This window comes from Dyadobacter sp., from assembly GCF_051859145.1.
Classification (GTDB): domain Bacteria; phylum Bacteroidota; class Bacteroidia; order Cytophagales; family Spirosomataceae; genus Dyadobacter.
This window is the reverse complement of record NZ_JBHYGF010000201.1, coordinates 1-12,418: the sequence shown is the minus strand read 5'-3', so window position 1 is coordinate 12,418 and position 12,418 is coordinate 1. Positions and strand designations below refer to the sequence as shown.

At 46.2% G+C, this 12,418-nt stretch carries 13 protein-coding genes; 12 read left to right on the top strand and 1 reads right to left on the bottom strand.

Annotation, left to right across the window (positions count from 1 at the left end; translation table 11 throughout):
* Nucleotide 1: 1 nt before the first annotated feature.
* The 12 genes from ACTIE6_RS12805 (at nt 2) to ACTIE6_RS12750 (ending at nt 10,275) form a co-directional block, all read left to right on the top strand.
* Nucleotides 2–616: a hypothetical protein gene (locus tag ACTIE6_RS12805; RefSeq protein WP_439557015.1), complete on the top strand. Its 615-nt coding sequence runs from the start codon at nt 2–4 to the stop codon at nt 614–616.
* Nucleotides 617–889: 273 nt separating this feature from the next.
* Nucleotides 890–1,615 carry a YdcF family protein gene (locus tag ACTIE6_RS12800; RefSeq protein WP_439557014.1) on the top strand — a complete coding sequence of 242 codons (726 nt, stop codon included), beginning with the start codon at nt 890–892 and terminating at the stop codon, nt 1,613–1,615.
* A 9-nt stretch (nt 1,616–1,624) separates the two neighbouring features.
* Nucleotides 1,625–2,689, top strand: a complete 1,065-nt coding sequence (locus tag ACTIE6_RS12795) for a methyltransferase (RefSeq protein WP_439557013.1) — start codon at nt 1,625–1,627, stop codon at nt 2,687–2,689.
* A 33-nt stretch (nt 2,690–2,722) separates the two neighbouring features.
* Entirely contained in the window at nt 2,723–3,205 is a 483-nt protein-coding gene (locus ACTIE6_RS12790; protein ID WP_439557012.1) for a hypothetical protein, read from the top strand.
* Between the two features lie 24 nt (nt 3,206–3,229).
* Nucleotides 3,230–4,141 (top strand): hypothetical protein, encoded by a 912-nt coding sequence (locus tag ACTIE6_RS12785; RefSeq protein ID WP_439557011.1) that lies wholly within the window; start codon nt 3,230–3,232, stop codon nt 4,139–4,141.
* Nucleotides 4,141–5,283, top strand: coding sequence for a beta-ketoacyl-ACP synthase III (locus tag ACTIE6_RS12780; protein WP_439557010.1), 1,143 nt, complete (start codon nt 4,141–4,143; stop codon nt 5,281–5,283). The genes ACTIE6_RS12785 and ACTIE6_RS12780 overlap by 1 nt, the downstream gene beginning before the upstream one ends.
* A 15-nt stretch (nt 5,284–5,298) precedes the next feature.
* The gene (locus tag ACTIE6_RS12775; protein WP_439557009.1) at nt 5,299–5,697 is read left to right on the top strand and encodes a hypothetical protein; all 399 of its coding nucleotides are present in this window, start codon (nt 5,299–5,301) and stop codon (nt 5,695–5,697) included.
* A gap of 5 nt (nt 5,698–5,702) precedes the next feature.
* Nucleotides 5,703–6,734 carry a BtrH N-terminal domain-containing protein gene (locus tag ACTIE6_RS12770; protein WP_439557008.1) on the top strand — a complete coding sequence of 344 codons (1,032 nt, stop codon included), beginning with the start codon at nt 5,703–5,705 and terminating at the stop codon, nt 6,732–6,734.
* 3 nt (nt 6,735–6,737) lie between these two features.
* A complete protein-coding gene (locus tag ACTIE6_RS12765) occupies nt 6,738–7,496 on the top strand; it encodes an ABC transporter ATP-binding protein (protein ID WP_439557007.1) in 759 nt (252 codons plus the stop codon).
* 1 nt (nt 7,497) lies between these two features.
* On the top strand, nt 7,498–8,775 hold the full coding sequence (locus ACTIE6_RS12760) for an ABC transporter permease (protein ID WP_439557006.1): 1,278 nt from the start codon (nt 7,498–7,500) through the stop codon (nt 8,773–8,775).
* 35 nt (nt 8,776–8,810) lie between these two features.
* On the top strand, nt 8,811–9,077 hold the full coding sequence (locus ACTIE6_RS12755) for a phosphopantetheine-binding protein (protein ID WP_439557005.1): 267 nt from the start codon (nt 8,811–8,813) through the stop codon (nt 9,075–9,077).
* 1 nt (nt 9,078) lies between these two features.
* Nucleotides 9,079–10,275: a beta-ketoacyl-[acyl-carrier-protein] synthase family protein gene (locus ACTIE6_RS12750; RefSeq protein ID WP_439557004.1), complete on the top strand. Its 1,197-nt coding sequence runs from the start codon at nt 9,079–9,081 to the stop codon at nt 10,273–10,275.
* Here ACTIE6_RS12750 and scpA read toward each other — a convergent pair.
* The gene (gene scpA, locus ACTIE6_RS12745) at nt 10,272–12,416 is read right to left on the bottom strand and encodes a methylmalonyl-CoA mutase (protein ID WP_439557003.1); all 2,145 of its coding nucleotides are present in this window, start codon (nt 12,414–12,416) and stop codon (nt 10,272–10,274) included. The two genes, ACTIE6_RS12750 and scpA, sit on opposite strands and share 4 nt — an antisense overlap.
* Between the last annotated feature and the right edge of the window lie 2 nt (nt 12,417–12,418).

The following is a 12,418-nucleotide window of genomic DNA, read 5'->3' as shown; positions in this document are numbered from 1 at the left end:
CATGAAAAAGTTCGTTTTTGCATCCGTAATCGCTATGGTTGCCCTGAGTTTCAATGCTTCATTCTCCCAGAGAGTAGAGGCGCGTTCCGGAGATGTCGCCGTTTTATCGGGACAGAAAATTGTGAATGTTGAGTACGATTATTCCAGCTTTGGAGTAGGGAAGTTTGCCACTGAGCAGGAGTATCTGGATAAAAAAGCCGCTGAGTATAATGCGAAGGAGTCGGGCAAAGGAGATGCCTGGAAAAAAGCCTGGATTGACGACCGTAAAAGCCGCTTCGAGCCTAAGTTTGAAGAGCTGTTTAACAAGGGAATGGAAGACAAAGGTTTGCAGATTGTACAATCCCGTCCCGATGCGGCGTATACGATGATCGTGCGTACCAAATTTGTGGAACCAGGTTTCAATGTAGGTGTAATGCGCAGGAATGCATATATCGATTATGAAATCGATGTGGTACAATCCAACAATAAATCTGGCAAGGTTGCTGAGCTGGGAATGAGAAATGTACCTGGCGCTGTGGCTTTCGGAATGGATTTCGATACCGGTGCGCGCCTGGCTGAATCCTATGCCAAAGCAGGGAAAACACTGGCTGCATTTCTTGAAAAGAAACTTAAGTAATAATCAACTAGTCGTTTTTCCTGCCTCAATTTCAAGCAGGCGAAGTATGTGGGTGCGGCAGGTTTCACAGATCCGCAGCGATCCGGAACCAGCATATTGTGAGCTGGAACAATCTGATCGAAATGGAGCAGAAGGCTGGAAAATAAATAGAATTGCTTATTTTTAAAGCTCAGAATTCAAAACCGATACCATAGTATTACCTGATAAGCTGTGATTTGTTTGCCGGTTTTGGTGAACTTTTCACAGCTTAATGCTTCAATTACAATACAACTTGTGAGAATATCAACCTTGATCCTTGCGGTGCTGCTTTCCATATTGTTGTCAGGATGTGGCAAAATGCTTTACCGCTCTGCGGAGAAAGCATTCCAGAAAGGTTTAAAGGAGCAGCCTTATGACGCGATCATTGTTCCGGGTTATCCGTTCAATGGACAGAAGTGGGATATGATTTTACAGCTGCGGATCCACTGGGCGCATTATCTCTACAAACAGGGTTATACAAAAAATATCATCTTCTCCGGCTCGGCTGTGGCGACGGAGTATATTGAGAGCCGTGTGATGGCCAACTATGCCGAAGCGCTGGGCGTGCCCCGTGAAAACCTGTTTACCGAAGAGCGGGCACAGCATTCAACCGAGAACATTTACTATTCGTATCGGCTTGCAAAAGATAATGGGTTTGAAAAGATCGCATTGTCTACTGATCCTATTCAGACAAGTTACATGCGCCGGTTTATTAAAAGGTTTGAGCTGCCCGTCGGGCTATTACCGACGGTGATCGACACGATTAAAGTACTCAATCTGTACGAGCCCAAGATCAACCTGGAAAATACTACAAAAGAAAACTTTCAAAAGTTGTCCGACAGGGAAAATTTCTTTCAGCGGTTTAAAGGCACAATGGGCAAGTACATTGTGTGGCACGAGGAGGATCTTAAAAAGAAAAAGCACATCAGAAAGTTTAAAGACCGGACGATCCCCTCTTCTTCGGTAAGTAAGGAACCATAAATGCATATAATGAAAAAAGAATTATCTGCCATTGAGGCGAAGTATGAAGCACAGAAAATTGCGTTTGGGCCGATTTATTTTCAATCGGTGGTCGCATTAAGGGAGTTAGGCATTCTGCAGTTTATCGGCGAGCACCGCCGGGGTGTTGCCGTAGATGCCATTCTTGAAAAGCTCGACGTTTCGGAGTACAGTGTTCATCTCCTGCTGGAGGCGGCTGAGGTCCTCGGAGTTGTTGATATCGAAGGTGATATGGTGCGAATCAGCAAGGTAGGTTTTTTTCTTTTGAAGGATGAAATGACGAGGGTCAACATCAATTTTATGAATGATGTATGTTACCTCGGCGCAAAAAATATGACCGAAAGCTTTGTAAAAGGAAAGCCGGAGGGATTGAAAGTACTGGGTGACTGGCCGACCATTTATGAGGGACTCTCGGTTTTGCCCGAACCAGCTAAAACATCGTGGTTTGAATTCGACCACTACTACTCGGATAATGCATTTCCGGATGCATTGAAAATAGTATTCAGGAAAAAGCCCGGGCTGATTTTTGATATCGGCGGGAATACGGGGAAATGGTCTTTTGCCTGCTGCGCGCATGATCCGGAAGTCCGCATCAAAATACTTGACTTACCCGTGCAGCTGAAAGTAGCCAAAGCAAATGCAACCGCCAAAAACCTGCTGGACCGCATTGAATTCCATGCCATTGACCTGCTCGACGCTGACCAAAAAATTCCTCAGGGTGCAGATGTGATCTGGATGAGCCAGTTCCTCGATTGCTTTTCAAAAGAGCAGATTGTTCAGATTCTTGAAAATGCTTACCAGGCGGCCTCTCCCGAGACAACGCTTTACATTCTGGAACCATTTTTTGATAACCAGAATTATCCTGCTGCGCATTACAGCCTTGTAGCAACTTCGTTGTATTTCACGATCATGGCCAATGGAAACAGTAAAATGTATCGCATCGGTGTGATGAAAGAATTGGTCGATCAGGCTGGTTTCGAAGTTGTAGAAACCTACCCGTTGATCGGGGATAGCTACCATACGATCCTAGAATGCCGGAAAAAACAGCAGGCTTAATCCGTTTTAAAACAGACATCGTAAATTTTTGAGATGAAAAAAACACTTGTTACTTACGTAATGCTTGGTTTGGCATTGATCGCATTTGCCGCAGCTCAAATTGAACGAAGTGTTTTTTACAAAACCCTTTCCTCAGGCGACGAATCCCTCATAGATAAAACCACCGCCGAACTTGAAGCCGAGAAGTCAACTTCCCGCAACAAAGCTTATGTGGCTGCATTGACGATGAAAAAGGCGGGATTTGTGAAGGGAGCAGGTGAAAAGTTAAAGGTATTTAAAGAAGGGGCGCGGGTATTGGAACAAGAAATTAAAAGCCAGCCTGACAATGCAGAGTACCGGTTTTTACGACTTACAATTCAGGAACACGCACCTAAGATCCTGAAATATAACAAGCAGATTGACGAGGATAAACGTGCAGTTGTGACGGCATACAGCAAGCTGCAACCGGGTGTGCAAAGCGCGGTTGCTGACTATGCAAAAAACTCAAAGGTACTCAGCCCGTCAGATCTGAAATAATGCTTAAATTGTATTAAAAATTAAATGGGAAACATACTTGTCGTAAACTATTCGCAGACGGGACAACTGAACGAAATTATCGACCACTTTTTACTCCCATTTGACCAGGCTAACATTGAGCGCGTCATTATAAAACCCGCAAAACCATTTGTATTTCCGTGGACTACTGACGAGTTTTTTGATAAAATGCCGGAATGCGTGCTGGAAGAACCAATTGAACTGGAACCCTTTCATTTTTCCTCAACACGCTACGATCTGATTGTACTCGGCTATCAACCCTGGTTCCTTTCGCCCTCTTTACCCTTTACATCCCTTTTAAAATCGCCTGCATTCAAGGCTGTTATGAATGGTACCCCTTTGGTCACGATCATAGGCGGTCGAAACATGTGGCTGAATTCCCAGGAGAGTGTGAAAAAGCTGATTGCCGCTGGTGGCGGGAGGCTGGTAGGTAACATTCCGTTTATGGACCGGACTTCCAACCTGATCAGCGCATTCACAATTTTGCATTGGATGCTGACCGGAAGGAAGGATAAAAAATGGGGCGTCTTTCCGATGCCGGGTGTAAGCCAGAAAGACATTGAAAGTGGAGCGCAGTTCGGACGGATTGTAACCAATGCTTATCAAAAACAGGATTACGGAAGTTTACAGCACAACATTCTTGCAACAGGTTTGATCGAGATACCCACGGATATCCTTTTCATTGAGCAGCGCGCCAAGAAGTTGTTCAGAATATGGGCAAACCTGATTAAAACAAGAGGCACCACGCCGGGCAAACGGAGAAGATTAGTTGGATTTTTTAAATATTACCTGCTTGTAGCTCTATTCATGGTAGCGCCTGTTATACTTTTTTTGTACAATTTGTTTGTAGCGCCTTTTACCAAAAATACGATTAAGAAGAAAAAAGAATACTTTTGTGGGGTTGAAATCAAATCATAATGTCAGAAGCATACATTACAAGAATTGCCAAGTTTTTGCCCAATAAGTCCGTTTCAAATGAAGAAATGGAAGAATATTTAGGATACATCAACGGTAAGCCTTCCAAATCAAAAGCAATCGTTTTACGTAATAACGGGATCAAAAGCAGGTACTATGCACTGACCCGGGAAGGCGCTGTTACGCACACCAATGCAGAAATGGCGGCTGAGGCTGTCAGGGGTTTATTTAAAAACAACCCTGCCGAGATTGCTGAAATGGACCTTCTGAGCTGCGCCACTTCCAGTCCCGACCAGCTAATGCCGTCGCACGGTTCTATGGTGCACGGAAGTTTGCCGGAAACGGCTTCGGTGGAGGTTGTATCTCCGTCGGGTGTTTGTTGCGCGGGAATGCATGCGCTTAAATATGCGTATATGTCGGTGAAGGTTGGAGACAAGCAAAAAGCGGTTTCCTGCGCATCCGAGCGGCTTTCTTCGGTTTTAAGAGCTGATCAGTTTGCGGAAGAAATCAGTCAGCTGCAAAGATTGGAGCAGAATCCGTATATCTCTTTTGAAAAGGATTTTCTAAGATGGATGCTTTCAGACGGTGCCGGCGCGTTTCTCGTAGAGCCTCAACCAAATGAATCAGGAATTTCCCTTAAAATCGATTGGCTTGAAGGTTGTTCCTATGCGAACGAGTACGAAGCCTGCATGTACATGGGCGCCGATAAGTTGGAAGACGGGACTCTGCAGAGTTACAAAGATTACGCACCGGAAGCAATACATGACCGTTCTGTATTCAGTATCAAGCAGGATGTGAAGCTATTAGGCGAAAAAATCGTTAAATTAGGCTTTGCAAAATTGAAGGATATACTGGAAAAGAAAAATATGAGCGTGGATGAAATCAGCTACTTTCTGCCGCATTTGTCCAGCTACTTTTTTGAAAATAAAATTGACGATTTCCTGAAAATGAATGGAATGGGTATACCTAAGGAAAAGTGGTATACCAACCTCGTGAATAAAGGAAATGTGGGTGCTGCCTCTATTTATATGATGCTTGAAGAAGTATTCCATAGCGGGGCATTGAAAAAAGGAGAGAAGATTTTACTCGCTGTTCCGGAAAGTTCGCGGTTCTCTTACATGTTCTGTTTGCTGACTGTTTGTTAAAACCACAGTTCAAAAATGAAAAAGGAAGATCTGCCACAAGATACAGGCGCGCTCGAAAAGTTTACGAGAGAAGTATGCTACGTCAAAAACGAGGACGGAAAGTACGAAACGGCGCTGAGTAAGGGTTGGGAGGTCAAAAAGCTTGCATTGGACAGTGCGTGGGAGGATGTAAACGAGCGTGTGGAAGAAGCCAGGCAGGCAGTAATCAGAGGAGAGAAAAGCCCGATCTATTATTTTATGGAATTGCGCCTGATGGATTTGACCGTACTTTCCGGCTACACAGGTATTTTCTCTTTTTTCATCAAAAGGCATTTAAAACCTGCTGTATTCAAAAATCTCAGCGAGCGTAAACTTGAAAAATATGCCCGCGCGTTTGATATCACAGTTGATAGTTTGAAAAATTTTAAAGGTTAGAGCCAGTGAATGTTGATAGTCAAACGGATGAATTTCACCACGTCCAAACGGCGCATTGTGAGAATGGTGTAACAACGGCTTTGTTGCGTTACCACGGACTGGATTTCATGACCGAGCCACTTGCATTCGGAATGGGATCGGGTCTTTTTTATATACAAATCCCTTTTTTGACTGTCAATAACGGCCCTGCTATTTCCTTCCGGACCATGCCGGGAGCGATTTTCAAGCGTACCTGCAAATCGCTGGGTGTTGATGTGACGAGGAAGAAATTCTCTAACCAACTTGCAGCCGAAGCATTTTTAGATCAGAAAGTAAAAGAAGGAGTACCTGTTGGCTGCCAGGTGGGCGTATTTCACCTGAGCTACTTTCCCAAAGAGTACCGCTTCCATTTCAATGCGCATAACCTCATCGTTTTTGGTCAGGAAAACGACCGGTACCTGATCAGCGATCCGGTTATGGAAGATGTAACCTCACTTTCGCGGGAAGAACTGACGCGCGTCCGGTTCGCACAGGGCCCGCTTGCACCAAAGGGACACATTTACTTTCCTGAAAGTGTAAAACCTATATCTGACGATCTGATCAGAAAAGGGATTGCAAAAGGTATCCGCCGGAATGTGCGCGATATGTTGCGCATTCCCGGCAACTTCGCTGGAGTAGATGGGATCCGGCACACTTCCAATCATGTTCGCAAGTGGCGCGATAAGCTCGGGCTGCGGAAAGCAAGCTTGTACCTGGGACAAATCGTTCGGATGCAGGAAGAAATCGGGACGGGCGGTGGCGGTTTTCGCTTTCTCTACGGCGCATTTTTGGAAGAAGCTTCTGCTTATATGCAGGATGACAGGCTCTCGCAGGTATCCGAAGATTTTACCAAGGCCGGGGATCTGTGGCGCGCCAGTGCAATCAAAATGGCGGGAGTGTACAAAGGCAGGTTAACCGAGCAAAAGGATTTTAACGAAATCGCGGATATCATGCTGGACATCCGCGCAGTTGAAAAAGAAGCCTTTGAGAAGCTTTCCAGACTTAATTTAGGAAAGTAGCGCATGGAAGATATTTCAGTTCCTGCGTGCATTCAGATCCGGCACGTTTCAAAAAAATACAAATCTGCACAGGAAAATAGCCTTACCAATGTTTCGCTCGATATTACCAGGTCAGATGTTTTTGGCTTGTTAGGTCCCAACGGGGCAGGAAAAACGACATTGATTTCCATTCTATGCGGGATTATCCCACCTTCGGAAGGCGAGGTAGTGTTCATTATTGATGGTAAAGAGCTAACTCCCATCGAGCGGAAAAGCAGGATCGGTTTTGTGCCGCAGGAATACGCATTTTACCAGGAACTCACACCGCGCCAGAATCTTGACTACTTCGGCGCCATGTATAACATTCCCAAAAACGACCTGCTTGAAAGAAGAGAACATCTGTTAAATGTACTTGGGCTGTCAAAGTCGGCAGACGATAAGGTTGAAACGTTTTCGGGTGGTATGAAGCGGCGCGTGAACCTGGCGATCGGGATCATTCACGAGCCGGCGATCCTTTTTCTGGACGAGCCTACTGTGGGTGTGGATGTACAAAGCCGCAATGCGATTATCCGTTATCTGCAATCCCTCAACGCGTCAGGTACTACTATTATTTATACTTCTCACCACATGTCAGAGGCGGAGGAATTTTGTAAGAATATTGCTCTGATAGATCATGGTAAGGTTATTGCTGAAGGGGATATACAGGATTTGAAAACACAGCACAACGTATCAAACCTGCAATCACTTTTCATCAATCTGACCGGCGAAGCGTACAGGGACTAGGATGTTCAAAATATTTTCCTCACTTCGAAAAGAGTTCTTACTGCTCATCAATGACAAGACCGGCCTCGCGCTGCTCTTCTTAATGCCGCTGCTTCTCGTTTTTATCATTACCATTATCCAGGATAGTGCTTACAAAATGGTCAACGAGAACCAGATCGCATTGTTAGTGGTAAATAAAGATGCGGGAAAAGAAGGAGGTAAGCTGGTGAATGCATTGAATAAATCGGGTCTGTTCCGGATCGATTCACAAAACCAAATCGAGCAGAATGCATTAAAAGCGGAACTGCTGGCGCGTGGAAAGTTGATCGCGCTTTTTATTCCGCCCACATTCTCTGCAGGTCTGGAAAGCAATGCAGAAGATGTTAGTAAAATATTGATGCAGGATCTTGGACTGGAAAGTGATTCCACAACCCAGGAAAAGGTGGATATGCCAAGACTCGCTTTATACCACGATCCGGTTTTGCAGGAGAATTACAGCCAGTCAGTGATGGGGATTATTCAATCTTATATGGGTATGATCGAAAACTCACTGATGATTGACAGAATGTATGCGAGTATCGATCTTGGCAATCAATCGGGGGTACTCAAAGAGAAGATGATCTCCAATCGCGTGAAAATCGATCCGATCGTAGCGAGTAACAATGATTCAACAGTATTGCCCAATTCAACGCAGCATAATGTGCCTGCATGGACCATTTTTGCCATGTTCTTTATGGTGGTATCACTGGGCAGCAACATTGTGAAAGAAAGGATTAACGGAAGCTTTCTCAGGTTGAAGACCATGCCGACCACGTTCATGCTGGTGATGTTCAGCAAAATGGCCATTTATGTGATGGTAGCAGTGGTGCAGGTTGCACTCACATTTTCAATGGGAATCTGGATTTTGCCCCGGCTGGGCTTACCGCAACTGACCGTTCCTGACAACCTAATCGCACTCCTGGCTGTGACTTTCGTGAGCAGTATGGCGGCAGTAAGCTATGCATTGATGATCGGCGCATTCGCAAGAACAGAGCAGCAGGCAAATGGATTCGGTGCTATTTCCATCATTATTTTCGGCGCAATTGGCGGGATCCTGGTACCTACTTTTGTAATGCCCGCATTCATGCAAACAGCAAGCAATTTCTCCCCGCTGCATTGGTGCCTTGAAGGCTTTTATGTATTGTTTTTAAAAGGCGGCAGCTGGCGGGAGCTGGGGCTCGTTTTTTCATTTTTAGGTATTTTTATACTGATTTGCCAGCTAGCGACATATTTTAAACTTCGGATCGAAAGAATTCTTTAAGTTTGGCTAGCGTAGCAGCGCATTTAACTATTTATATGGACATAGAAAGCTTGAAGCCCATTTTAAAGGGCCAGATTGTACAGTATCTGAATTTACTAGACGTTAATCCTCAGGACATCAAAGACGATGAACCACTTTTCGGCGGAGATCTCGGCCTAGATTCTATTGACTCGCTTGAACTTGTAGTACTTCTTGAGAGAGAATACGGCATCAAGATCAATAACCCGGCGGAGGGAAGAAAAATATTGGTCGACGTAAACCGAATGGCGGAATATATTCTTGCCAACACGAAAACCGCCTGATATGAGGAAAGTGCTGGTTACGGGAATGGGAGTTATTTCAGCGATAGGGGAGAACCTGCATGAAAATCATCAAAGCCTGCGCGGGGGTGTTACCGGCATCGGTAAAGCTGCCCGGTTTGAATCACAGTACGCTGCGTTGCTGCCTTTTGGGGAATGCAAAACGAGTAATGAATCTTTAAAAGCAATGCTTGGGCTTGAAAATAGCCTGGGATATACACGTACCTGCCTGCTCGCCAGCAAGGCTTTTGATGAGGCGGTAAATGATGCGGGATTAACACAAGAGCAGCTTTCGGATTTTACTACTGCCTTTATTTCGGCTAGTACTGTCGGTGGAATGTGCCTCACAGACCAGCTTTACGACGATGCGAACCTGAAATCCAGCGGCTCGGAGTACCTGGATGCTTACAGTTGCGCTGCCCATACATTTAAAATTATTGATCATTACAAAATCCGGGGATTTACCGATACGATTAACACGGCTTGTTCTTCCTCGGCTAACGCCATTATGCTCGGAGCGCGGCTGATCCGCTCCGGCCGGGCGACCCGCGTGATCGTAGGCGGAGTGGATAGTCTCGCCAAATACACGGTCAACGGCTTCAATGCATTGAAAATCCTGTCTGGCTCTGCCTGTAAGCCTTTTGACGAAAATCGCGATGGTTTGAATCTTGGTGAGGGAGCGGCTTACCTGGTGCTTGAAAGCGAAGAGAATGCAGCCGGTAAAAAAGTATACGCCGAAGTAGCAGGTTATGGCAATGCAAATGATGCGCACCATCCTTCTGCAATGTCTGACGAAGCGACGGGTGCAATCCGCTGCATGCGTGAGGCTGTGGAGTCGGCAGGTATCGCATTTAATCAGATCAATTATGTAAATGCGCACGGTACCGGAACGAAGAATAATGACGACGTGGAGCTATTCGGTTTGCATCAGCTTTTTGAGCAAATTCCGCCTTACAGTTCGACAAAATCTTTCACGGGACATACCCTGGGCGCTGCAGGCGCGCTGGAAGCGATTTTCAGTATCCTGAGCATTGTTCACTCCGAACTTTACCCAAGTCTGAGCATTGAGGTGCCGGTTACTACTTACGACCGCATTCCTATTATGAATTTTGAAGCAGGGCAGGAGATCAATTATGTGCTTTCCAATTCTTTTGGTTTCGGCGGAAATTGTACCTCACTGGTTTTCGGAAGCGCGAACTAATGCGCTTCCATCAGCGTATTCAATATTTTTTGAGCTGCTACCGAAATGATTGTTCCCGGTCCGAAAACACCTTTTACTCCCGCATCGTATAAAAACTGGTAATCCTGCGGGGGAATAACTCCGCCTGCGATGACCATGATATCTGGTCGGCCAATTGCCTTCAATGCATTAATCAATTCGGGGATCAATGTTTTATGTCCTGCTGCAAGGCTCGATGCACCAATTATGTGTACGTCGTTTTCTGCTGCCTGCATAGCTACTTCGTACGGGGTTTGAAAAAGAGGCCCGATATCTACGTCAAAACCCAGATCAGCGAAACTGGTAGCAATTACCTTTGCCCCTCTATCGTGGCCATCTTGTCCCATTTTTGCCACCAAAATCCTTGGTCTGCGCCCTTCCATTTCGGCAAACTGATCGGAAAGCTGACGGGCAAGGCGGAAATTTTCGTCATCGGAAACTTCTGCCCGGTACACACCGGATATAGATCTGATGGTGGATTTATATCTTCCAAAATGATTCTCCATAGCTTCTGAAATTTCACCTAATGTAGCCCGCTTGCGTGCCGCATCCACTGCCAGTGCCAGCAAGTTGGCATTCATATCTTTGCTGCCCGGCTGTGCGCAGGCTAATGTAATCGCATTCAGCGCCAATTGAACTTCTTCCTGGTTCCGGTTTGCCCGGAGTTTGTTCAAAGCATTGATCTGCGCTTCTCTTACCGCCTGGTTGTCGATTTCCAGCAGCTCAATACTGTGCTGCTCTGTCGAGCGAAACTTATTCACGCCTACGATGATATCCTTACCAGAATCAATGCGCGCCTGCTTTCTTGCAGCGGCTTCTTCAATCCGCATCTTCGGGAGTCCGGTTTCAATGGCGCGTGTCATGCCGCCTATTGCCTCTACTTCTTCAATCAATTGCCACGCTTTTTCAACCAGCTCACCGGTAAGATACTCCACATAGTAGGAGCCGCCCCACGGATCAACAGACTTGCAGATATCGGTTTCATACTGGATAAAAAGCTGGGTATTGCGGGCGATCCTGGCCGAGAAGTCGGTTGGCAACGCCATTGCTTCGTCCAGCGAATTGGTATGCAGCGACTGTGTGTGCCCCATCACCGCGGCCATAGCTTCTATGGTGGTGCGCGTGACGTTGTTGAATGGATCCTGCTCGGTAAGACTGTACCCGCTTGTCTGGCAGTGCGTCCGCAGCGCCATTGATTTCTCTTTCGCCGGGTTAAAGCTTTTCACAATCTTCGACCACAATAACCTTCCAGCACGCATCTTGGCGATTTCCATAAAATGGTTCATGCCAATTCCCCAGAAGAATGATAGCCGCGGTGCAAAATCGTCTACCGGAATGCCGGCTGCAATACCTGTTCTGATGTATTCAAGTCCGTCAGCAAGCGTGTATGCGAGTTCTAGGTGCGCAGGTGCGCCGGCTTCGTGCATGTGGTACCCGCTGATGCTGATCGAGTTGAATTTCGGCATAAACCGGGATGTGTACGCAAATATGTCGCCGACGATGCGCATGGAAGCAGCGGGCGGATATATGTAGGTGTTGCGTACCATAAACTCCTTCAAAATATCATTCTGAATGGTTCCCGAAAGCTTGTCAGGGGAAACACCCTGCTCTTCGGCAGCGACAATAAAGAATGCCAGTATCGGAATAACCGCGCCATTCATGGTCATCGATACAGACATTTGGTCCAAAGGTATCTGATCAAAAAGCGCCTTCATATCTTCAACGGAATCGATAGCAACTCCGGCTTTCCCCACGTCGCCCGTTACTCTTGGATGGTCAGAATCGTAGCCCCGGTGTGTGGCGAGGTCGAATGCAACTGATAGTCCCTTTTGTCCCGCTGCAAGATTGCGTCTGTAAAATGCATTAGATTCCACTGCTGTGGAGAAGCCCGCGTATTGGCGGATTGTCCAGGGGCGGTCGAGGTACATACTGGCGTAAGGTCCGCGCAGGAAAGGCGCTTTTCCTGCTCCGAAATGCTGGTGAGTAACTGACGCAATTTCTTCCGCTGTAAAGGCGGGTGCCAGCTTGATCCCTTCTCGTGTGACAATTGTTTTATCCCGCATTGCCTTGGAAACTGCAACGCTGATATGTTGATCCGAAACTTTTCTAAAATCAGGTTTCATTG

Excerpts from the sequence above, each read along its gene's own strand:
- ACTIE6_RS12805 (WP_439557015.1), top strand. The coding sequence starts at position 2 with ATGAAAAAGTTCGTTTTTGCATCCGTAATCGCTATGGTTGCCCTGAGT.
- ACTIE6_RS12795 (WP_439557013.1), top strand. The coding sequence starts at position 1,625 with ATGAAAAAAGAATTATCTGCCATTGAGGCGAAGTATGAAGCACAGAAA.
- ACTIE6_RS12790 (WP_439557012.1), top strand. The coding sequence starts at position 2,723 with ATGAAAAAAACACTTGTTACTTACGTAATGCTTGGTTTGGCATTGATC.
- ACTIE6_RS12785 (WP_439557011.1), top strand. The coding sequence starts at position 3,230 with ATGGGAAACATACTTGTCGTAAACTATTCGCAGACGGGACAACTGAAC.
- ACTIE6_RS12780 (WP_439557010.1), top strand. The coding sequence starts at position 4,141 with ATGTCAGAAGCATACATTACAAGAATTGCCAAGTTTTTGCCCAATAAG.
- ACTIE6_RS12775 (WP_439557009.1), top strand. The coding sequence starts at position 5,299 with ATGAAAAAGGAAGATCTGCCACAAGATACAGGCGCGCTCGAAAAGTTT.
- ACTIE6_RS12765 (WP_439557007.1), top strand. The coding sequence starts at position 6,738 with ATGGAAGATATTTCAGTTCCTGCGTGCATTCAGATCCGGCACGTTTCA.
- ACTIE6_RS12760 (WP_439557006.1), top strand. The coding sequence starts at position 7,498 with ATGTTCAAAATATTTTCCTCACTTCGAAAAGAGTTCTTACTGCTCATC.
- ACTIE6_RS12755 (WP_439557005.1), top strand. The coding sequence starts at position 8,811 with ATGGACATAGAAAGCTTGAAGCCCATTTTAAAGGGCCAGATTGTACAG.
- ACTIE6_RS12750 (WP_439557004.1), top strand. The coding sequence starts at position 9,079 with ATGAGGAAAGTGCTGGTTACGGGAATGGGAGTTATTTCAGCGATAGGG.
- scpA (WP_439557003.1), bottom strand. The coding sequence starts at position 12,416 with ATGAAACCTGATTTTAGAAAAGTTTCGGATCAACATATCAGCGTTGCA.